Source organism: Streptomyces sp. NPDC048506 (assembly GCF_040651315.1).
Classification (GTDB): Bacteria; Actinomycetota; Actinomycetes; order Streptomycetales; family Streptomycetaceae; genus Streptomyces.
Genome location: NZ_JBEZIX010000017.1, coordinates 95,713 through 116,582 on the forward strand (window position 1 = coordinate 95,713; position 20,870 = coordinate 116,582).

16 protein-coding genes are annotated in these 20,870 nt (G+C 71.0%); 11 read left to right on the forward strand and 5 right to left on the reverse strand.

Going from position 1 to position 20,870, the window contains the following annotated elements:
• Positions 1 to 112 precede the first annotated feature (112 nt).
• The 4 genes from AB0C96_RS16330 (at position 113) to AB0C96_RS16345 (ending at position 4,414) form a co-directional block, all read left to right on the forward strand.
• The gene (locus AB0C96_RS16330) at positions 113 to 292 is read left to right on the forward strand and encodes an SPOR domain-containing protein (RefSeq protein ID WP_362917870.1); all 180 of its coding nucleotides are present in this window, start codon (positions 113 to 115) and stop codon (positions 290 to 292) included.
• Between the two features lie 51 nt (positions 293 to 343).
• Positions 344 to 787: a (deoxy)nucleoside triphosphate pyrophosphohydrolase gene (locus tag AB0C96_RS16335; protein WP_362917872.1), complete on the forward strand. Its 444-nt coding sequence runs from the start codon at positions 344 to 346 to the stop codon at positions 785 to 787.
• A gap of 402 nt (positions 788 to 1,189) precedes the next feature.
• The gene (locus AB0C96_RS16340; RefSeq protein WP_362917983.1) at positions 1,190 to 1,579 is read left to right on the forward strand and encodes an ATP-binding protein; all 390 of its coding nucleotides are present in this window, start codon (positions 1,190 to 1,192) and stop codon (positions 1,577 to 1,579) included.
• A gap of 171 nt (positions 1,580 to 1,750) precedes the next feature.
• Complete coding sequence (locus AB0C96_RS16345; protein ID WP_362917985.1) at positions 1,751 to 4,414, forward strand: SpoIIE family protein phosphatase; 2,664 nt, start codon at positions 1,751 to 1,753, stop codon at positions 4,412 to 4,414.
• 42 nt (positions 4,415 to 4,456) lie between these two features.
• On the opposite strand, the gene AB0C96_RS16350 is transcribed toward AB0C96_RS16345, so the two are convergent.
• The 5 genes from AB0C96_RS16350 to AB0C96_RS16370 all read right to left on the reverse strand — a co-directional run bounded on the left by AB0C96_RS16350 (position 4,457) and on the right by AB0C96_RS16370 (position 10,070).
• A complete protein-coding gene (locus AB0C96_RS16350; RefSeq protein ID WP_362917874.1) occupies positions 4,457 to 5,866 on the reverse strand; it encodes an amidohydrolase family protein in 1,410 nt (469 codons plus the stop codon).
• A 105-nt stretch (positions 5,867 to 5,971) separates the two neighbouring features.
• Positions 5,972 to 6,772: a succinate dehydrogenase/fumarate reductase iron-sulfur subunit gene (locus tag AB0C96_RS16355; RefSeq protein ID WP_362917987.1), complete on the reverse strand. Its 801-nt coding sequence runs from the start codon at positions 6,770 to 6,772 to the stop codon at positions 5,972 to 5,974.
• Between the two features lie 23 nt (positions 6,773 to 6,795).
• On the reverse strand, positions 6,796 to 8,736 hold the full coding sequence (locus AB0C96_RS16360; protein ID WP_362917875.1) for a fumarate reductase/succinate dehydrogenase flavoprotein subunit: 1,941 nt from the start codon (positions 8,734 to 8,736) through the stop codon (positions 6,796 to 6,798).
• A 33-nt stretch (positions 8,737 to 8,769) separates the two neighbouring features.
• Positions 8,770 to 9,597, reverse strand: a complete 828-nt coding sequence (locus tag AB0C96_RS16365; protein WP_362917877.1) for a hypothetical protein — start codon at positions 9,595 to 9,597, stop codon at positions 8,770 to 8,772.
• Between the two features lie 167 nt (positions 9,598 to 9,764).
• A complete protein-coding gene (locus tag AB0C96_RS16370) occupies positions 9,765 to 10,070 on the reverse strand; it encodes a hypothetical protein (RefSeq protein WP_362917879.1) in 306 nt (101 codons plus the stop codon).
• Positions 10,071 to 10,461: 391 nt separating this feature from the next.
• Here AB0C96_RS16370 and AB0C96_RS16375 point away from each other — a divergent pair, with 391 nt between their 5' ends.
• From AB0C96_RS16375 to AB0C96_RS16405, 7 genes are all read left to right on the forward strand, one after another.
• Positions 10,462 to 12,870 (forward strand): ABC transporter family substrate-binding protein, encoded by a 2,409-nt coding sequence (locus tag AB0C96_RS16375; RefSeq protein WP_362917881.1) that lies wholly within the window; start codon positions 10,462 to 10,464, stop codon positions 12,868 to 12,870.
• A gap of 200 nt (positions 12,871 to 13,070) precedes the next feature.
• Positions 13,071 to 14,975: a translational GTPase TypA gene (gene typA / locus AB0C96_RS16380; protein ID WP_362917883.1), complete on the forward strand. Its 1,905-nt coding sequence runs from the start codon at positions 13,071 to 13,073 to the stop codon at positions 14,973 to 14,975.
• A gap of 233 nt (positions 14,976 to 15,208) precedes the next feature.
• Positions 15,209 to 16,825, forward strand: a complete 1,617-nt coding sequence (locus AB0C96_RS16385) for an ABC transporter substrate-binding protein (protein WP_362917885.1) — start codon at positions 15,209 to 15,211, stop codon at positions 16,823 to 16,825.
• A gap of 27 nt (positions 16,826 to 16,852) precedes the next feature.
• Positions 16,853 to 17,776: an ABC transporter permease gene (locus AB0C96_RS16390; RefSeq protein WP_362917887.1), complete on the forward strand. Its 924-nt coding sequence runs from the start codon at positions 16,853 to 16,855 to the stop codon at positions 17,774 to 17,776.
• Complete coding sequence (locus AB0C96_RS16395) at positions 17,769 to 18,761, forward strand: ABC transporter permease (RefSeq protein ID WP_362917889.1); 993 nt, start codon at positions 17,769 to 17,771, stop codon at positions 18,759 to 18,761. Before AB0C96_RS16390 ends, AB0C96_RS16395 begins: the two co-directional genes overlap by 8 nt.
• Before the next feature lie 11 nt (positions 18,762 to 18,772).
• On the forward strand, positions 18,773 to 19,810 hold the full coding sequence (locus AB0C96_RS16400) for an ABC transporter ATP-binding protein (RefSeq protein ID WP_362917891.1): 1,038 nt from the start codon (positions 18,773 to 18,775) through the stop codon (positions 19,808 to 19,810).
• Positions 19,797 to 20,867, forward strand: coding sequence for a dipeptide ABC transporter ATP-binding protein (locus AB0C96_RS16405; RefSeq protein WP_362917893.1), 1,071 nt, complete (start codon positions 19,797 to 19,799; stop codon positions 20,865 to 20,867). The genes AB0C96_RS16400 and AB0C96_RS16405 overlap by 14 nt, the downstream gene beginning before the upstream one ends.
• Positions 20,868 to 20,870: the final 3 nt, after the last annotated feature.

The following is a 20,870-nucleotide window of genomic DNA, read 5'->3' on the forward strand; positions in this document are numbered from 1 at the left end:
ATATCCGGTGCGTAAAGGTCGGGCGTACGCTCGGGCATATGCGGATTGCGATTTCGGCATCAGCAGACGAGGGGCGCGCAGCGGCGCGCTGCGCGGCAGACGGAGGGGTGCAATGACCGACAGTGGAGCGGTGCTCCCCTGGCTCGTCATCCGCCAGGACGAAGGCGGCGACCGGTATCGCGTCGGTCGCTACGCCACCCGAGCGGAGGCGGAGCGGGTGGCCGACGGGCTCGATACACGGGGCAACCAGCAGCTCTACGTCGTCGAGAAGGTCGACCGCGCGGCGACCTGAGAGGCGGCGGGCGAGAAGCGGGACGAGGGCGGGGCACGTAGGCTGCCGCGCATGACGACCGTGCGCGTAGTGGTCGGCGGAGCGGTGTGCGACGGCGGGCGGCTGCTGGCCGCCCGGCGCAGCGCGCCGCCCGCGCTGGCCGGCCGCTGGGAGTTGCCCGGCGGCAAGGTGGAGGACGACGAGACGCCGCAACAGGCGCTGGAGCGCGAGCTGCGCGAGGAGCTGGGCGTCGAGGCGGCGGTGGTGGAACGGATCCCGGGGGAGTGGGTCCTGCGCCCCGGCTTTGTGCTCCAGGTGTGGTCCGCCCGGCTGGTGTCCGGGGTGCCGAAGCCGTTGCAGGACCATGACGAGCTGCGCTGGCTGCTGCCCGGTGAGGAGGATCAGGTCGACTGGCTGGACCAGGACCGCCCGGCGGTCGCCGAGGCGATGCGCCGGCTGGCCGCCACGGCCGGGGTGCCGGGCGTGCTGCCGCAGGCCGTTCCACCCGGCTCGTAGGCCGTTCCACCCGGCTCGTAGGCCGGCCTGCCCGGCTCGTAGGCGGCTCTGCCCGGCTGGCATGCCGTTCCGCCCGTTCCGCGAGGCGCGTCGACAGAGCCGGCGAGGGCGCGCGGGCGGGCGTGCGCCGTTGGCCGGGACCCGCGTGTCCCGGCCCCTCCGTCGCGCACGGATGTCCGCCCTCCTCGCGCACTCGCCCCACTATCCACACGCGCGCCATTTATGCCACAGTGCACCGTTGAAGGCGGTACTTCGGCCTCGATATCGGGTATGTCCTGATTGACCCCCTCAATACGGGCAATCCGTCAGGGGATGCTCTCGGGCTGGGATGTGATCGGCGTGAGCGACAGCGCAGCGGCAGGGGTCCCGGAGTCCGGCTCCCACACCGTCCGCAGGCGCGGCATGGCCACCGGTTCACCGACCGCCGAATGGAGTTTCCCGGCGGATCCCGGCGCGGTACGCACCGCGCGCACCGCGGTCCGCCGCGTCCTGGACGACTGGGGACTGAACGGCGCGGCCGACGTGGCGGTGCTCCTCGTCAGCGAGCTCGTCACCAACTCCCTGCGCTATGCCAGTGGGCCGATCGGCGTCCGCATGGTGCTGCTGAGCTCCGGCGGTCTGCTCGTCGAGGTCTCCGATCCGCTGCCCGACCCGCCACAGGAGCGCGCCGCCGCCCCGGACGACGAGGGGGGTCGCGGATTGCAGCTGGTCGCGTGCAGTTCGCGCCGTTGGGGGACCCGGCGCGGAAAGAGTGGCAAGACAGTGTGGTTCGAGCTGTCGGTGGCTGGTTAGGAGACAGGTGGAGTCCTGATCGTTGCCATTTCATCGACATTTCGTAGATGGCCTGCGATCGAGACTGTGCTGTGATCGTGAAGACCGTGTTCCGGATAGCCGAGGTGCTGGATACTCATGCTGGTCCGGTCCGGGCACGATGAGCTGGAGGGGACGGGGCTCGTGAGCGAGATGTCATCTGGCGGGGCAGAACCCGCACAGGCCGGTGGTCAGGGTGCGGACGGCCCCGGTGACCCAGGTGGCCGTCCGCAGTCGCACGTCCTGCACGGCTCGCCGGTATGGCAGAGCAGCCGCCCCGGTTCGATCTACGACTACATCCGGGTGGCCTCCTTCTCGCTCGGCCCCGACGGACGCATCGACCAGTGGAGCGAGCGGGCCGAGCAGATGCTCGGCATCCCGGCCCGTTACGCCATCGGCAAGGACCCCGTAGAGGCCTTCGTCCCCAGCGAGTTGCGCGAGACCGGCCGCCGCAAGGTGTCCGAGATCCTCGACGGCCGGGAGTGGACCGGCCTGGTGCCCTACCGCAGGGAAGAGGGCGGACCGGCCGACGGCCTCGCCGAGATCTATGTGATGCCCTCGCACGACGAGGAGGGCGAACGCGCCGCGGTCTGCGTCGTCGTCGACGTCCGGGCGCTGCGCGGTATCGAAACCGACCTCGCCGCCTCGCAGGCCGTTTTCGGTCAATCTCCCATGGGCTTCACCCTGTTCGGCACGGACCTGAAGCTGCTGCGCGTCAACGAACGCTTCGCCACGGTCTTCGGCGGCCCGGCGAGCAAGTACCGCGGCTGCACCCCGCACGACTTCCTGCCCCGTCCCGAGGCCGAGCGGATGACCGCCGCCCTGGCCGGCGTCCTGGAGACCGGCGAGCCGGTCACCGAGATGCAGCTGGTCGGCTCGGTGCCCGGCGAGGAGGAGCGCCGTCGCTGGTCGGTGTCGCTCTACCGGCTGCACGGCGCCAGCGGCCGCCCCATCGGCGTCGCGGCGCTCGCCGCCGACGTCACCGGCCGGCGCCGGGCCGAACGTGAGGCCGCCAACGCCCGCCGCAACCTGGCGCTGCTCAACGAGGCCGGCGCCCGCATAGGCAACTCCCTCGACCTGGAGACCACCGCCCGCACCCTCCTGGACGTCGCCGTACCGCAGTTCTGCGACCTGGCGTCGGTGGACCTGTACCAGGGCCTGCTCTCCGGCGACGAGGCCCCGCCCGGGATGAGCGACGGCAGCGCGGAGCTGCGCCGGGTCGCCTTCGCCAGCGCCGTCTCCGACGCCCCGCTCGCCAGCGCGGCCTGCTGCGTCCCCGAGGGCGCACCGGGCCCGGTCGCGGTCGGCGCGGTCCACCGCTACCCCTTCAACTCCCCCTGTGCGGGCGCCCTGCGCACCGCCCAGGCGCAGATCATCCCGAACCGGGAGAGCGACGACCGGCCGGAGCTGGGCGCCGTGGTGCACTCCACCCTGGCCGTCCCGATGGTCGCCCGGGACACCGTCGTCGGGCTGGTGCAGTTCTCCCGGACGAAGGGCAGCGAGCCGTTCGGCGAACGCGACACCGCCCTCGCCGTGGAGCTGGCCGCCCGCGCCGCGGTCTGCATCGACAACGCCCGCCTCTACCGCCGCGAGCACGAACGCGCCCTGATCCTCCAGCGCAGCCTGCTGCCGCCCGGCGACCCGGAGGCGGCCGGCCTGGACATCGCCTGCCGCTACCTGCCCGGCACCACCGCCACCGAGGTCGGCGGCGACTGGTTCGACGTCATCGAACTCCCCGGCCACCGCACGGCGTTGGTCGTCGGCGACGTCATGGGCCGCGGACTGCGCGCCGCCGTGGCGATGGGCGAACTGCGCACCGCGGTGCGGACGCTGGCGCTGCTGGACCTGGAACCGGCCGAGGTGCTCTCGGCGCTGGACGAGATCGCCCGCGGGCTCGGCGGCACCGGCGACGGCCGGTCCACCGCCCGCACCCGGTCCGGACCCGCCCGGGGCGCGCTGGAGCCCGGCCGCTCCGCCCGCACCGCCGACCTCTCCGAGGTCTACCTCGCCACCTGCGTGTACGCCGTCTACGACCCGGTGACCCGGCGCGCCACCTTCGCCAACGCCGGGCACCTGCCGCCGGTGCTGGTCGAGGAGGGCGAGGACGCACTGCTGCTCGACGTACCGCCGGGGATGCCGTTGGGCGTCGGCGGCGAGCCCTTCGAGGAGATCGAGGTCGACCTGCCGGACGGTGCGCTGCTCGCGCTGTACACCGACGGCCTGGTCGAGTCCCGGGACCACCCCCTCGACGAGGGGCTTCAGGCCTTCCGGGCGGCCCTCTCGTCCGCCGACCGCCAGCTGGAGGACGCCTGCGACCACGTCCTGAGCGCCCTGGACACCTCGCACGGCGAGGACGACATCGCCCTGCTGATGGCGCGGGTGCACGGGCTGCCCAAGGACGCGGTGGGCGACTGGAGCCTGGCGCCGGAGGCCCGTTCGGTGGCCCGGGCGCGTGAGCTGGCCCGCGACCAGCTGACGGACTGGGGCCTTCAGGACCTGGTCGACACCACGGAGCTGCTGGTCAGTGAGTTGGTCACCAACGCCCTCCGGCACGGCCACGGCGACATCCGGTTGCGGCTGCTGCTGGACCGCACCCTGGTCTGCGAGGTCTGGGACGCCGACCTCGCCCAGCCGCGCCGCCGCCGCGCCCGCGACACCGACGAGGGCGGCCGCGGACTCCAGCTGGTCGGCCTGCTGAGTCAGGGCTGGGGCAGTCGCCGTACGCCGCGCGGCAAGACCGTCTGGTTCGAACTCGCCCTGCCGGACGGGGAGTCGACGGCGGCGGACCCCACGGAGGCGTTGCTGAGCCTGTTCTGAGCGCCGGGCGGGACACGGAGGTCCACCCCGTGTCCCGCGCGCTCAGGCCGCCCGGACGTTCGCCGCGGCCCGCTCCGCCTCGCGGACCACCCGCGCGGTGTCCACGTGCAGCAGCTCGCCGCCGGACACGCGCAGATGGCCGTCGACGAACACCTCGCTGACGTTCGGCGGCTGCCCGTTGAGGACGATCTGGCTGGTCCAGTCGAAGCGCGGCGCGAAGTTGAGCGTGCCGGGGTCCAGAACGACGACGTCGGCGCGCTTGCCCGGTGTCAGCGATCCGATCCGGTCCGCCATCCCGATGCACTCCGCACCGCCCAGGGTCGCCATCCGCAGCACGGCCGGGATGGTGGGGTGGATACCGGCGTCCTCGTGCCGGGCCCGCTGCAACCCGACCGCGGCCTTCATCAGGTTGAACATGTCCGAGGTGTCGTTGGTCCCGCCGTCGTGGCCGAGCCCGGCCCGTACACCGTGCCGGTGCAGTGCGGGCAGCGGCGCGATGCCGGAGGCCAGCCGCATGTTGCTGAGCGGGCAGTGGGCGACCCGGACGTCGTGTGCGCCGGTCAGCGCGATCTCCTCGTCGGTGAGGTGGATCGCGTGGTTCATCAGCAGTTCCGGTCCGAAGGCGCCGGCCTCGCGCAACGCGCGGATCGGGTCGTCCTTGCGGTCGTCGCGGTGTTCGAGCACATGGGAGTTGAGCATCACGCCCAGGTCGCGGGCGAGTTCGTGGAACTGCCGGAGCTCCCTGCCGACCGACATCCCGGCGTGCACCGACACCTGCGCGGAGGCCAGCGGCAGCGGGTCCAGGAGCTCCTTCTTGACCTTGGGGACGAGGGCGAGGTCGGCGGCGCTCTGGGTCGCCGCGTAGACGAACCGCAGGCCGGCGTCGTCCAGCGCCCGGACGTAGCGCTCGCTGGTGTCGTACGGGATGGGGTGCACCCAGTCGACGACGGTGGTGACGCCCGTCCGGAGGGCGTCGAGGGCGGCCAGGTGGACGAAGCGGTACATGTCCCGGGCGTCGATCTTCGGCAGGACGACGCGGTTGCAGCCGCCCAGCCAGCCGTTGAGGTCCTGGTCGGAGCAGCCCCCGCGGATGCTGGACTGCCACAGGTGGTTGTGCAGGTCCACGAACCCGGGCAGGACGATCTTGCCGCCGACGTCGACGATCCGGGCGCCGCGCGGGGCGTCCAGACGCCGGCCGACGGCCGCGACGGCGCCGTCGCGCAGCAGGAGGTCGACGCCGTCCTCCAACGTGCCCAGCTCTCCCGCGCCGAGAGCCGGGTCCATGGTCAGCACCAGGTCCGCGCCGCGCAGCAGGGTGGTCCGTCTGCCGCCCGGGCCGCGGGCCGGTTCGGCGGGCCGGCCGCGGCGGCCCTCGGGTACGCCGGCGGCGGTCAGCGGCACACTGCCGATCCCCGCGAGCACACTGCGCCGGCTCAGTTTCGGAAAATTCATTCCGTTCTTATACCGCGTCCCCGAGAGCCCGCCGCGAGGCGTTTTCCGGTCAACCGAGGTGATGTCGGAAACCGCTGAAACGGCCCCACCCGGCGGCCAACCGGGTCATTCGGTGCGCCGCCGGATCTTGTTCCCGAGCCACACCAGCGGGTCGTACTTCCGGTCCGCGGCGCGCTCCTTCAGCGGGATCAGCGCATTGTCGGTGATCTTGATGTGCTCGGGGCAGACCTCCGTGCAGCACTTGGTGATGTTGCAGTAGCCCAGCCCGTGCTCGTCCTGCGCGGTGGCCTTGCGGTCGATCCCGGACTCCGGCGCCGCGTCCAGCGGATGCATGTCCAGCTCGGCGATCCGCATCAGGAACCGCGGACCGGCGAACGCCGCCTTGTTCTCCTCGTGGTCACGCACCACATGGCAGGTGTCCTGGCACAGGAAGCACTCGATGCACTTGCGGAACTCCTGCGAGCGGCCCACGTCCTCCTGCTGCATCCGGTACTCACCGGGCGCCAGCTCCGCCGGCGGGACGAACGACGGGATCTCCCGCGCCTTGGTGTAGTTGAACGACACATCGGTGACCAGGTCCCGGATGACCGGGAACGCCCGCATCGGTGTGACCGTGATCGTCTCCGCCCGGTCGAACACCGACATCCGGGTCATGCACATCAGCCGCGGCCGCCCGTTGATCTCCGCACTGCACGAACCGCACTTGCCCGCCTTGCAGTTCCACCGCACGGCGAGATCCGGCGCCTGGGTCGCCTGGAGGCGGTGGATGATGTCCAGCACCACCTCGCCCTCGTGCACCTCCACCGTGAAGTCCTCAAGGCCCCCGGACGCCGGATCACCCCGCCACACCCGGAAACGGGCCTGGTAGGCCCCGGCCTGCTTGCCCTGCGTGGCCCGACCGTCCAGGTCGCGTGCCGTCTGCGCCTCGCTCACCGGCTCAGCTCCTCGTCCGTCAGATACTTCGCCAGCTCGTCCTTCTCGAACAGTTCCAGCAGGTCGGGCCGGATCGGCGGGGTCTCCCGGCGGGCCAGCCGGATCTGTCCCAGCGCCGGGTCCGCGGCCCGGGAGTCGCCCTGAAGGTCGGCCAGCCGGCAGACCAGATTGATGTTGCGCCAGCCGCGGTCCATCGCCGGATGGTCGTCGCGGGTGTGCCCGCCCCGGCTCTCCTCCCGCTCCAGCGCCGCCCGCGCCACGCACTCGCTGACCAGCAGCATGTTCCGCAGGTCCAGGGAGAGGTGCCAGCCCGGGTTGTACTGGCGGTGGCCCTCGACACCGGCCCGCCGGGCCCGCACCCGCAGATCCGCCAGGCGTTTGAGCGCCTCGTACATCTCGCTCTCCCGGCGGATGATGCCGACCAGGTCGTTCATCGCCTGCTGGAGCTCCTGGTGCAGGGTGTACGGATTCTCGGCCGGCCCCTCGTCACCGGCGCCGCCCGCGGTCACCTCGGCGCTGAACGGGCGCAGCGCCTCCGCCTCCGCCGCGTCGATCTGCAACGGGTCGGCCGCCGGCCGCTCGGTCAGCGACGCCGCGTACTCGGCCGCGTGCAGACCCGCCCGGCGGCCGAAGACCAGCAGGTCGGAGAGGGAGTTGCCGCCCAGCCGGTTGGAGCCGTGCATCCCGCCGGCCACCTCACCGGCCGCGAACAGGCCCGGCACGCCGTTCGCCGCCGCGGTGTCCGGGTCCACGTCCACCCCGCCCATCACGTAGTGGCAGGTCGGCCCGACCTCCATCGGCTCGGCGGTGATGTCCACGTCCGCCAGCTCCTTGAACTGGTGGTGCATGGACGGCAGCCGGCGGATGATCACTTCGGCCGGCATCCGGGTGGAGACGTCCAGGTACACCCCGCCGTGCGGGGAGCCGCGGCCCGCCTTGACCTCGGCGTTGATGGCGCGGGCCACCTCGTCGCGGGGCAGCAGCTCCGGTGGCCGACGGTTGTTGTCCGGGTCCTCGTACCAGCGGTCGCCCTCGGCCTCGCTCTCCGCGTACTTCTCCTTGAAGACGTCCGGGACGTAGTCGAACATGAAGCGCTGGCCGTCGCTGTTGCGCAGCACCCCGCCGTCGCCGCGTACCGACTCGGTGACGAGGATGCCCTTCACCGACGGCGGCCAGACCATCCCGGTGGGGTGGAACTGCACGAACTCCATGTTGATCAGCGACGCCCCGGCCAGCAGCGCCAGCGCATGGCCGTCACCGGTGTACTCCCAGGAGTTCGAGGTCACCTTGAAGGACTTGCCGATGCCGCCGGTGGCCAGCACCACCGCCGGCGCCTCCAGCACGAAGAACCGCCCGGACTCCCGCTCGTAGCAGAAGGCGCCACAGACCGCGCCGTCCGCCGTGAGGACCCGGGTGACCGTGCACTCCTGGAAGACCTTCAGCCGGGCGTCGTGCGCGCCGAACTCCCGCTCGTCCTCCTGCTGGAGCGAGACGATCTTCTGCTGGAGGGTGCGGATCAGCTCCAGGCCGGTGCGGTCGCCGACGTGCGCGAGCCGCGGGTACTCGTGGCCGCCGAAGTTGCGCTGGGAGATCCGGCCGTCCGGGGTGCGGTCGAAGAGCGCGCCCCAGGTCTCCAACTCCCATACCCGGTCCGGTGCTTCACGGGCGTGCAGCTCGGCCATCCGCCAGTGGTTGAGGAACTTCCCGCCGCGCATGGTGTCCCGGAAGTGCACCTGCCAGTTGTCGTGCTCGTTGGCGTTGCCCATGCTGGCCGCGATACCGCCCTCGGCCATCACCGTATGGGCCTTGCCGAACAGGGACTTGCAGATCACGGCGGTCCGCATGCCGGCCTCGCGGGCCTCGATGGCGGCGCGCAGACCCGCGCCGCCCGCGCCCACCACGACCACGTCCCATGCCTGCCGGTCCACATGCGCCATCGGAGGGCACACCTTTCCTAGAAGAAGCTGTCGTCAGAAGAAACGGGGGTCGTCGAAGGCCCCGCTGGAGAGCAGGAAGACGTAGAAGTCCGCCAGCGCCACGCTGATCAGCGAGGACCAGGCGAGCAGCATGTGCCGCTCGTTGAGCTTGCTGACCCAGCCCCACAGCCGGTAGCGCACCGGGTGCTTGGAGAAGTTCCGCAGCCGGCCGCCGATGATGTGCCGGCAGGAGTGGCAGGAGAGGGTGTACGCCCAGATCAGCGCGATGTTGACGAGGAACACCACGGTGCCCAGGCCCATGTGGCCCCAGTGGTACTGCTCGTCGCGGAAGGTGAGTGCGGTGTCGTAGGTCAGCACGCCGGCGACCAGCACCGCGAAGTAGAAGAAGTAGCGGTGGATGTTCTGAAGGATCAGCGGGAAGCGGGTCTCACCGGTGTACTTCTTGTGCGGCTCGGCGACCGCGCAGGCCGGCGGCGAGGCCCAGAAGCCCCGGTAGTAGGCCTTGCGGTAGTAGTAGCAGGTCAGCCGGAAGCCCAGCGGGAAGATCAGGATCAGCAGGGCGGGGGACAGGCCCCACCAGCTGCCGAAGACCTCCCAGTTGGGCCCGCCGCGCATGGTGTGGCAGTTCTCCGCCAGACACGGCGAGTAGAACGGCGAGACGTAGGGGGCGTGGTAGTAGTCGGTGTTCGCGAACGCCCGCCAGGTCGAGTAGACGACGAATGCGAGCAGTCCGGCCGCGGTGCCGGCCGGCGCCAACCACCAGCGGTCGGTCCGCAGGTGACGGGCGGGGATGGCGGCGCGCGAGGCGGTGTGCACACCGGTCGCGCCCGGGGGCGATGAGGGTTCGGTACCAGTGGCCAACGTCGGTCTCCGTGAAGGGCGTTCACGCCGGAACACCGCACCGGTGCACAGCAACACCACACCGAAGCGGCTGGCCAGAACGCCAGCGGGGTAGGGGTCTGAGTGGGGCGAGGGCACCCCCTAGGGGCCGCCACCAGGGGTTTCCCCCAGGGCCCCAGGGGCTCTCCCTAGGGCGCGTGACCGTTGCGGGAGCCGAGTCCCTCGTCCTCGGCGTCGGTCCACAGCTTGGAGTCGTAGGGGGCGTCGGAGATCTGCACCATCTCGTCGGGCCCCTTGCCGGCCGCAGGACGGCCCGGCGGCCCGGCGGCCGCGCTCTGCCTCAACAGGGCGAGGTCCTCGCGCAGATGGTCCGCGTCCGTGCGCACCCGGCGGATGTCCAGGCCGGCGCCGAGCCGCGCCTCCAGCTTGCCCACCGACCGGACCAGGTCGTCCAGGCTGCGTTCAACCGCCGTCAGTTCGTCCTGAAGGGACATATAACGTGCCCTCACTTTTGAAGAGGTGGTGGGCGATCTCATGCGCCCGAGAGTGTCGCGCGTCACAGTAGGCGTTGGGAAGGGGTCCGGCGCGATTACGACTCGAACCGGTGCGTTTCGGCAACGGCGCGCGACGCCGGACTTCGAACGCCGGTACGGGACCGGGCGGATGTACGTACGTCTGCGAGCGCGCGAAGCCGCCCGCAGGGGCCGCGGATTGGGCCGGGCGGGTGGCCTTGGTGACGCCTCCGACGTGTCGGGCGGCCGGGCGTCGAACGGTCGCCTTCAGTAGGGGCCCATAGATGTGATGAGCCGCAAAGTCGGCCGAACGTGGTGCGCCGGAGAGGGACCGGCCAGCGGCACGACGCGGGCGAGCCCGGAGGTAACAGTCATGACCGACCACGACAACCCCGCCCGCGCGGCCCGTAGACGCCGCATCGCCGTGCTGGTCGCCGCCGGCGTCCTGCTCCCCCTGCCGGTCCTGTCCGGATGCAGCGGCGACGACCGGGGATCCTCCGCCGCCGCGTCCCAGGACATCGCCCCGGCGCCCCGCAGCGAACTCCGTGACGGCGGCACGCTGCGCTGGGCCGTCGACGCGATGCCCGCCACCCTCAACGCCTTCCAGGCCGACGCCGACGCCACCACCACCCGGATCGCCGGCGCGGTGCTGCCCAGCATGTTCGTCGTCGACGCCAACGGCACGCCGCAGCGCAACGCCGACTACCTCGACTCCGCGGACACCAGCGCCCGCGACCCCCGGCAGGTCGTCACCTACAAGATCAATCCCAAGGCGCGGTGGAGCGACGGGACGCCGATCACCGCCGCGGACTTCATCGCCCAGTGGACCGCCCTGCGCGGCAGGGACGACGCCTTCTGGACGGCCCGGAACGCCGGCTACGACCGGATCGGCAAGGTCGAGCAGGGCGCCGGCCCGCGCGAGGTGAAGGTGACCTTCGCCCGGCCCTACGCCGACTGGCGGTCCCTGTTCACCCCGCTGTACCCCAAGAGCGTGATGGGCGACGCCAACGCCTTCAACGACGGCGCGCGCGAGCACCTCGCGGTCGGCGCGGGCCCGTTCCTCGTCCAGAAGCGGGACGCCGAGCGGGGCCGGGTCGTGCTGGTACGGAACCCGACGTGGTGGGGCGCGCCCGCCAAGCTCTCCAAGGTCGTGCTGGAGGCGGTGCCCGCCGACAAGCGGGGCGCGGCGCTGGCCGCCGGGTCCCTCGACGTCGCCGCGGTCCACCAGACCGCCGCGAAACGGGTCGACGACTCCGCCGCCGGCCCGCCCGGCCCGGCCCGTAAGGCCGGCTCCGGCAACGCGGGACCGCGGGGCGCCGACGCCCGGGGCGCCGCCGAGGAGCACGCCGGCCTGCACGACTACACCATCCGCAAGGCCCTGGAGCCCGCCTACACCCAGCTCGCCCTCAACGGCAGCAGCGGCCCGCTCGCCGACGACCGGGTGCGCCGGGCGGTGGCCCGCGCCATCGACCGGCAGGCCCTGGCCGACACCGTCCTGAAACCGCTCGACCTGCCCTCCAAGGCCCTCGGCAGCCATCTGCTGATGGCCGGGCAGCCCGGCTACGAGGATCACAGCGACGCGCTCGGCGAGCAGGACACCGGGGCGGCCAAGGCGCTCCTCGCGGACGCCGGCTGGAAGCCCGACCACGCCGGTCACCAGCAGGCCGGGGAGAAGTCCGGGGAGAAGGCCGGCGCACCGGCGCCGGGCGCCTGGCGCGGCGTCGACGACTTCGGGGACGAGGACGGCGACGAGCCGGACGGCGGCCGGTACGGGGGCGACTCCTCCGGCGACGGCCACGACGCCGACGACGCCGACGACAAGGACGGCCGCAACCCCGGACGCCCCGTCCCCGCACACGCCGGCGCGCCCGCCGAGGGCGGCCGGAACGACGGTATGCGGCCCGCCGCCGCCGAGGCCCCGCTGTCCTTCACCGGCGCGGTCGGCTCAGAGGTCCAGCAGGCCGCCCTGCTGCGGCAGAGCGCGTCGTTCTACAAGGACGCGGCCGCCCGGGTGAAGGAGGAGGCGGACGGCGACACGGAGTCCGCCGCGTATGCGAAGTACCACCGGTACAAGAAGCGCGCGGCACAGGCGCTGGGCGCGGCCGAGCGGATCGAGACCGGACAGGCACCGGACCTGCCCGGATCCGGCGGCCACCCCGGCTCCCGGCACGCCGCCGCCGAGCGGGCCCGGGGCGCGGCCGCCGGGCACGCCGGCCGGCCGCCGTTCGACGGCAAGGCGGCCCAGACCACCGTCAAGAAGCACGGCAAGCCGCTCACGCTGCGCTTCGTGCTGCCCGACGGCGCCGCCTCCGAGCAGCTGCGCACCGTCGGCCGGCGGATCTCCACCATGCTCGCCGAGATCGGCGTGCAGACCTCCGTCCAGCGGGTCTCCGACGCCAGCTACTTCCAGGACCACATCGCTTCCGGTGACTACGACCTGGCGCTGTACTCCTGGCCCGGTACCGCCTACCCGGCGACCGACGCCCGCCCGATCTACGCCAAGCCGCAGCCCGCGCCCGACGGGTCGCTGACCGTGGAGCAGAACTACACCCGGGTCGGCAGCGACCACATCGACCAGCTCTTCGACCAGGCCGCCTCGGAACTGGACGAGCACTCCGCGCGCACGCTGGTGGAGCAGGCCGACGCCCGCATCTGGGCGGCCGCCGGGTCGATCCCGCTCTACCAGCGGCCCGAGCTGGTCGCCACCCGGAAGTCGCTGGCGAACGTCGGCGCCTTCGGCTTCGCCACGCCGCGCTTCCAGGACATCGGTTACACGAAGTAGCCGGCACCCGAAGCGGCGGTCGAGCAGAGGCCAACAATCGGTAAGAAACCGCAGGTCAGAGGTGTTGTACGCGGGCTGGGGCGGCCATTGTCGTCCCAGCCCCGTACCATGGGGTGAGGCCGTGGCGTCTTCATGCCCGGCGGGCGCGCGTGCCAGACCGTACGCGCCGCCATCCACGATTCCGGGAGAAGCGCCGCAGTATGCCCACGCGCCACGACATTCGCAACGTCGCCATCGTCGCCCACGTCGACCACGGCAAGACGACCATCGTCGACGCCATGCTCAAGCAGGCCGGCGCCTTCGCCGCGCACCAGCTCGACTCCGTCGACGACCGGGTCATGGACTCCAACGACCTGGAGCGTGAGAAGGGCATCACGATCCTCGCCAAGAACACGGCGGTGAAGTATCACCCCAAGGACGGCGGGGCCCCGATCACGATCAACATCATCGACACCCCCGGCCACGCCGACTTCGGCGGCGAGGTCGAGCGTGGTCTGTCGATGGTCGACGCGGTCGTCCTCCTCGTCGACGCCTCGGAGGGTCCGCTGCCGCAGACCCGCTTCGTGCTGCGCAAGGCGCTCCAGGCCCGGATGCCGGTCATCCTGTGCATCAACAAGACCGACCGCCCGGACTCCCGCATCGACGAGGTCGTCAACGAGACCTACGACCTCTTCCTCGACCTCGACGCGGACGAGGACCAGATCGAGTTCCCGATCGTCTACGCCTGCGGTCGTGACGGCATCGCGTCGCTGACCAAGCCCGAGGACGGTACGGTCCCGGCCGACTCCACCAGCCTGGAGCCGTTCTTCTCCACGATCCTGGAGCACGTCCCGGCCCCCACGTACGAGGAGGACGCGCCGCTCCAGGCGCACGTCACCAACCTCGACGCGGACAACTTCCTCGGCCGTATCGCGCTGCTCCGCGTCGAGCAGGGCGAGCTGCGCAAGGGCCAGACCGTCGCCTGGATCAAGCGCGACGGCTCCGTCGCGAACGTCCGCATCAGTGAGCTGATGATGACCGAGGCGCTCACCCGCAAGCCGGCCGAGGTCGCCGGCCCGGGCGACATCTGCGCCGTCGCGGGCATCCCCGAGATCATGATCGGTGAGACCCTCGCCGACCCGGAGAACCCGATCGCGCTGCCGCTGATCACGGTCGACGAGCCGGCGATCTCCATGACGATCGGCACCAACACCTCCCCGCTGGTCGGCCGCGGCGGCACCGGCAAGGGCGCGGACGCCAAGTCCGCGGTCAAGGACCGCAAGGTCACCGCCCGCCAGGTCAAGGACCGCCTGGAGCGCGAGCTGATCGGTAACGTCAGCCTCCGCGTCCTGGAGACCGAGCGCCCCGACGCCTGGGAGGTGCAGGGCCGCGGTGAGCTGGCGCTCGCCATCCTGGTCGAGCAGATGCGCCGCGAGGGCTTCGAGATGACCATCGGCAAGCCGCAGGTGGTCACCAAGGAGGTCGACGGCAAGACGCACGAGCCCGTCGAGCGCATGACCATCGACGTGCCCGAGGAGCACATGGGCGCCGTCACCCAGCTGATGGGCACTCGCAAGGGCCGGATGGACAACATGTCCAACCACGGCTCCGGCTGGGTCCGCATGGAGTTCGTCGTCCCCTCCCGGGGTCTGATCGGCTTCCGCACCGAGTTCCTGACGAACACCCGCGGCACCGGTATCGCCCACTCCATCCACGAGGGCCACGAGCCCTGGTTCGGCGCGCTCCAGACCCGTAACAACGGTTCGCTGGTCGCCGACCGCTCCGGCGCGGTCACCGCCTTCGCGATGACCAACCTCCAGGAGCGCGGCGTGCTCTTCGTCGAGCCCGGCACCGAGGTGTACGAGGGCATGATCGTCGGCGAGAACTCCCGCTCCGACGACATGGACGTCAACATCACCAAGGAGAAGAAGCTCACCAACATGCGGTCGTCCTCGGCCGACTCGTTCGAGGCGATCGTTCCGCCGCGGAAGCTCTCCCTGGAGCAGTCCCTGGAGTTCTGCCGCGACGACGAGTGCGTCGAGGTCACCCCCGAGGCCGTCCGGATCCGCAAGGTCAACCTGGACGCCCGCGAGCGTGCCCGCGCGGCGTCGCGCGCCAAGCGGTAGCGCTGCGCTGGGCTTGGCCCGGCTCTTCACGGGGCGCCTCTCCCTTGGCGGGGGGGCGCCCTGTTTTGCTTCCCCCACGTTGTCGTCTGCGGCGCCGTGGCCTGGCCACGGCGAGCAACAAGCACGGCGCCGCAGACGAAAACGTGGGCCATTCAGCGCAGCATCGCATGCGGTACACCCCGGTTTGCGATCTTATGTGGAGAGGGATGAGGCCCCGGATCTGAGGAGGCGTCATGCGTGGAGCGGCACGCGTGAGGTGGGGGGTGTGCGCGGTCGGTGTCGCTCTGGTGGTGGCGGGGTGCGGTGGGGGGAGTGCCGGGCGTTCCGGGGTGGTGAGTGCCTCGTGGGGGGATCCGCAGAACCCGCTGGAGCCGGCGAACACCAACGAGGTCCAGGGCGGCAAGGTCCTGGACATGGTGTTCCGGGGGCTGAAGCGGTACAACCCGAGGACCGGTGCCGCGGAGAACGTGATCGCGGACCGGATCGAGACGACGGATGCCCGGCACTTCACCGTGACGTTGCGGCCCGGGTGGACCTTCAGCAACGGCGAGAAGGTCACGGCGCGGTCGTTCGTGGACGCCTGGAACTACGGGGCGCTGCTGGACAACAAGCAGAAGAACGCGCCGTTCTTCCAGTACGTCGAGGGGTTCGACCGGGTGCACCCGGCTCATGGCCGTCCCACCGCGAAGACCCTGTCGGGGCTGGTGGTGAAGAACGACCGGACCTTCACCGTCACGCTGAACCAGAAGTTCTCCAGCTGGCCGGACACGCTGGGCTACAGCGCGTTCATGCCGCTGCCGCGGGCGTTCTACACGGACCATGCCGGTTGGCTGTCCCGGCCCGTCGGGAACGGGCCGTACCTCGTGGACTCGTACGACAAGGGGTCCGTGCTGCGGTTGCGGAAGTGGGCGAAGTACCCGGGGAAGGATCCGGCGCACAACGGGGGGATCGATCTCCGGGTCTACACGGACAACAACACCGCCTACACGGATCTCCAGGCCGGGAACCTCGATCTGGTGGACGACGTGCCGGCGTCCCAGCTGAAGCATGTGAAGACCGATCTGGGCGGGCGGTACCTCAACCAGCCGGCGGGGATCATCCAGACCATCACCTTCCCCTTCTACGACAAGCAGTGGTCGCGGCCGGGAACGGAGAAGGTCCGGCGCGGAATCTCGATGGCGATCGACCGCGAGCAGATCACTCAGGAGATCTTCCAGAAGACGCGGACGCCAGCGACGGACTGGACCTCGCCGGTGCTGGGGGCGTCCGGCGGATATCTGGCGGGCCTCTGCGGGGACGCCTGTGTGTTCGACGCGGCCCAGGCCCGACGGCTGATCAAGGAGGGCGGTGGGCTGCCCGGCGGGCGGATGGCGATCACGTACAACGCGGACACCGGCTCGCACAAGGACTGGATCGACGCGATCTGCAACAGCATCAACAGGACGCTGGGGAACGACAAGGCCTGCGTGGGCGACCCGGTCGGCACCTTCGCCGACTTCCGCAACAAGATCGCGGCCCAGACGATGACCGGGCCGTTCCGTGCCGGCTGGCAGATGGACTACCCGCTGATCCAGAACTTCCTCCAGCCGCTGTACTACACCAACGGCTCGTCCAACGACGGAAAGTTCAGCAACGCCGGCTTCGACCGGTTGGTGAACCAGGCCAACGCGGCGACGGACACCAAGGCGGCCGTCAGGTCGTTCCAGGACGCCGAGCGGATCCTCGCCCAGCAGATGCCGGCCATTCCGCTCTGGTACCAGAACGGCAGCGGCGGCTACTCCGAGCGGATCGGCAATGTGTCGCTGAATGTGTTCGGCGTGCCCGTCTACAACGCGATCAAGGTCAACTGAGCCGAGCGCGAAGGAGGTTGGAGGCCCATGGGGCGGTATGTGGTCCGGCGGCTGCTACAGATGGCCCCGGTGTTCATCGGCAGCACCTTTCTGATCTTCTTCATGGTGTACGCGCTGGGCGACCCCGTCTCCGCGATGTTCGGCGACCGGGCACCGGACCCCGCCACCGCGGCGCAGATCCGCCGCGACCTCTACCTCGACCAGCCGCTGTGGAAGCAGTACCTGCACTACATGGGGCAGATCTTCCGAGGGGACTTCGGCACCGCGTTCAACGGCCAGTCCGTCACCGAACTGATGGCGTCCGCCTTCCCGGTCACGCTCCGGCTCACGATCGTCGCCGTCGCCATCGAGATGGTGGTGGGCGTCGTGCTGGGCGTGTTCAGCGGACTCCGGCGCGGCCGGGACATCGACACCACGGTGCTGATCCTCTCCCTCGTCGTGGTGTCCATCCCGACGTTCGTCAGCGGCTATCTGTTGCAGTTCGTGTTCGGTGTGCGGTGGGGGTGGGCCGCGCCGTCCGTCGCCCCGGAGGCGCCGCTCAACGAACTCCTGCTGCCGGGCCTGGTGTTGGCGCTGGTCTCGCTGGCGTATGTGACCCGGTTGACCCGTACCTCGATCGCCGAGAACGCCCGCGCCGACTACGTCCGCACGGCCGTCGCCAAGGGCCTGCCCCGACGCCGTGTCATCAGCCGCCACCTGCTGCGCAATTCGCTGATCCCGGTGGTCACCTTCATCGGTACCGACATCGGCGCCCTGATGGGCGGCGCGATCGTCACCGAGCGCATCTTCAACATCCATGGCGTCGGATACCAGCTCTACCAGGGCATCCTCCGGCAGAATTCGCCGACCGTGGTCGGCTTCGTGACCATCCTGGTGCTGGTCTTCCTGCTCGCGAACCTGCTCGTCGACCTGCTGTACGCCGTCCTCGACCCGAGGATCCGCTATGCCTGATTCCTATGTCCCCAAGGAAGCCATCGGCCACGGCGACGGCGGTACCGCCGCGCTGGCCATCGGCGAGGCGGAGTCGCTGGAGCGGGCGCCCGGTGCGGCACCACCCGGCGGTGTACCGCCGGCCGGCGTGCCGCTCGGCAAACCGCGCAGCCTGTGGAGCGACGCCTGGCACGATCTGCGGCGCAACCCGGTCTTCGTGCTCTCCGCGCTGGTCATCGTCTTCCTGGTGGTCATCGCGATCTGGCCGCAGCTGATCGCCACCGGCAACCCGTACCGCGCCGACCTGGCCAAGGCGCAGCAGGGCTCCCAGCCAGGCCACCCCTTCGGCTTCGACACCCAGGGCCGGGACGTCTACACCCGGGTGGTCTACGGAGCCCGCGCCTCCATCACCGTCGGCGTCTGCGCCACGGCCGGGGCGGCGCTGCTCGGCAGTCTGCTCGGCGGATGGGCCGGCTTCTTCGGCAACTGGTCGGACACCCTGCTCTCCCGGCTCGCCGACATCTTCTTCGGCATCCCGGTGATCCTCGGCGGCCTGGTCTTCCTCTCCGTCGTCACCAGCACCACGGTCTGGCCGGTGGTCGGCTTCATCGTGCTGCTCGGCTGGCCGCAGATCTCCCGGATCGCCCGCGGCTCGGTCGTCACCGCCAAACAGAACGACTACGTCCAGGCCGCGCGGGCCCTGGGCGCCGGCAACGGCCGGCTGCTGCTGCGGCACATCGCCCCCAACGCCGTCGCCCCGGTCATCGTCGTCGCCACCATCGCGCTCGGTACGTACATCGCGCTGGAGGCCACCCTGTCCTACCTGGGCGCCGGCCTGAAGCCGCCCACGGTCTCCTGGGGCATCGACATCTCCACGGCCTCCGCCTACATCCGCAGCGCCCCCCACATGCTGCTGTGGCCGGCGGGCGCGCTGAGCATCACGGTGCTGGCGTTCATCATGCTCGGCGACGCGGTGCGCGACGCCCTCGACCCCAAGTTGCGCTGAGGAGGCGGCAGATGACGAACGGTGCCGGCGAGCCCGGGAGCGGCGCGGTGGCCGTCCGCACGGACACCGCCCTGCTCGACGTGCGCGACCTCAGGGTGGAGTTCCGCACCAGGGACGGCATCGCCAAGGCCGTCAACGGCGTCAGCTACACCGTGGCGCCGGGACAGACGCTGGCGGTGCTCGGCGAGTCCGGCTCCGGCAAGTCCGTCACCGCACAGGCCGTGATGGGCATCCTGGACTCGCCGCCCGGATATGTGACCGGCGGCGAGATCGTCTTCCAGGGGCGCGACCTGCTGGCGCTGCGCAAGGAGGAACGGCGCAAGGTCCGCGGCGCCAAGATGGCGATGATCTTCCAGGACGCGCTCTCCGCGCTGAACCCGGTCCTCAGCGTCGGGGCGCAGCTCGGGGAGATGTTCCAGGTCCACGAGGGGACGTCCCGCAAGGAGGCGCGGGGCCGGGCGGTGGAGCTGATGGAACGGGTCGGGATCCCCGCCGCCCGGGCGCGGGTGGGGGACTACCCGCACCAGTTCTCCGGCGGGATGCGCCAGCGCATCATGATCGCCATGGCGCTGTCCCTCGGCCCGGACCTGATCATCGCGGACGAGCCGACCACGGCGCTGGACGTCACCGTGCAGGCGCAGGTGATGGACCTGCTCGCCGAGCTCCAGCGGGAGCTCACCATGGGCCTGATCCTGATCACCCACGACCTGGGCGTGGTCGCGGACGTCGCCGACACCATCGCGGTGATGTACGCGGGACGGATCGTCGAGACCGCGCCCGTCCACCAGCTCTACCGGGCGCCCGCCCACCCCTACACCCGTGGCCTGCTGGACTCCATTCCGCGGCTGGACCACAAGGGGCAGCGGCTGTACGCGATCAAGGGCCTGCCGCCCAATCTGACCGCCATCCCGCCCGGCTGCCCGTTCAATCCGCGCTGCCCACTCGCCCAGGACGTCTGCCGCAGCGAACTGCCGCCGCTCCACGACGTCGGCCCCGGCCGGACCAGCGCCTGCCACTTCTGGAAGGAGACCCTCGGTGACGCGCGCTGACGCGACCGGAACCGGCCCCGGGCCGGCGTCCGGCGAACCCCTCCTGGAAGTCCGCGACCTGGTCAAGCACTTCCCGCTCACCCAGGGCGTGCTCTTCCGCAAGCAGGTGGGTGCGGTCAAGGCCGTCGACGGGATCTCCTTCGACCTCCGCAAGGGCGAGACGCTCGGCATCGTCGGCGAATCGGGCTGCGGGAAGTCCACGGTCGCCAAGATGCTGGTCGGTCTGGAACGCCCGACGGCCGGTCAGATCCGTTACCGCGGCGCGGACATCACCACCCTGACGGGCCGGGCGATGAAGTCCGTCCGGCGCAACATCCAGATGGTCTTCCAGGACCCCTACACGTCCCTGAACCCCCGGATGACCGTCGGCGACATCGTCGGCGAACCGTACGAGATCCACCCCGAGGTGGCCCCCAAGGGGGACCGCCGCCGCAAGGTCCAGGAGCTCCTGGACGTGGTGGGGCTCAACCCCGAGTACATCAACCGCTACCCGCACCAGTTCTCCGGCGGCCAGCGGCAGCGCATCGGCATCGCCCGCGGCCTCGCCCTGCGTCCGGAGATCATCGTCGCGGACGAGCCGGTCTCCGCCCTCGACGTCTCCGTCCAGGCCCAAGTGGTCAACCTCCTGGAGCAGTTGCAGGACGAGTTCGACCTCTCCTACGTCTTCATCGCGCACGACCTGTCCGTCGTCCGGCACATCTCCGACCGGGTCGCGGTGATGTACCTGGGCCGGATCGCGGAGATCGGCACCGAGGAGCAGGTCTACCGCCACCCCACCCACCCCTACACCCAGGCCCTGCTCTCCGCCGTCCCCGTACCGGACCCGGACGCGCGCGAGCGCCGGGAGCGGATCCTGCTCACCGGCGACGTCCCCTCACCCGCCGAGCCGCCCTCCGGCTGCCCGTTCCGCACCCGTTGTTGGAAGGCCCAGGAGCTGTGCGCCGAGGTCGTCCCCCCGCTGGACGTCCCCCCGGAGTTCCGGGAGTCGACTGGACCCGCGCGGCACGCCTCGGCCTGCCACTTCGCACAGGAGCTCACGGTGGTGCCGGGCGAGTGAGCC

What these genes read in the sequence shown, in the direction of transcription:
- AB0C96_RS16390 (WP_362917887.1), top strand. Translation starts at nt 16,853, where the DNA reads ATGGGGCGGTATGTGGTCCGGCGGCTGCTACAGATGGCCCCGGTGTTC.
- AB0C96_RS16340 (WP_362917983.1), top strand. Translation starts at nt 1,190, where the DNA reads ATGGCCACCGGTTCACCGACCGCCGAATGGAGTTTCCCGGCGGATCCC.
- AB0C96_RS16395 (WP_362917889.1), top strand. Translation starts at nt 17,769, where the DNA reads ATGCCTGATTCCTATGTCCCCAAGGAAGCCATCGGCCACGGCGACGGC.
- AB0C96_RS16345 (WP_362917985.1), top strand. Translation starts at nt 1,751, where the DNA reads ATGTCATCTGGCGGGGCAGAACCCGCACAGGCCGGTGGTCAGGGTGCG.
- AB0C96_RS16370 (WP_362917879.1), bottom strand. Translation starts at nt 10,070, where the DNA reads ATGTCCCTTCAGGACGAACTGACGGCGGTTGAACGCAGCCTGGACGAC.
- AB0C96_RS16375 (WP_362917881.1), top strand. Translation starts at nt 10,462, where the DNA reads ATGACCGACCACGACAACCCCGCCCGCGCGGCCCGTAGACGCCGCATC.
- typA (WP_362917883.1), top strand. Translation starts at nt 13,071, where the DNA reads ATGCCCACGCGCCACGACATTCGCAACGTCGCCATCGTCGCCCACGTC.
- AB0C96_RS16335 (WP_362917872.1), top strand. Translation starts at nt 344, where the DNA reads ATGACGACCGTGCGCGTAGTGGTCGGCGGAGCGGTGTGCGACGGCGGG.
- AB0C96_RS16330 (WP_362917870.1), top strand. Translation starts at nt 113, where the DNA reads ATGACCGACAGTGGAGCGGTGCTCCCCTGGCTCGTCATCCGCCAGGAC.
- AB0C96_RS16400 (WP_362917891.1), top strand. Translation starts at nt 18,773, where the DNA reads ATGACGAACGGTGCCGGCGAGCCCGGGAGCGGCGCGGTGGCCGTCCGC.
- AB0C96_RS16385 (WP_362917885.1), top strand. Translation starts at nt 15,209, where the DNA reads ATGCGTGGAGCGGCACGCGTGAGGTGGGGGGTGTGCGCGGTCGGTGTC.
- AB0C96_RS16350 (WP_362917874.1), bottom strand. Translation starts at nt 5,866, where the DNA reads ATGAATTTTCCGAAACTGAGCCGGCGCAGTGTGCTCGCGGGGATCGGC.
- AB0C96_RS16360 (WP_362917875.1), bottom strand. Translation starts at nt 8,736, where the DNA reads ATGGCGCATGTGGACCGGCAGGCATGGGACGTGGTCGTGGTGGGCGCG.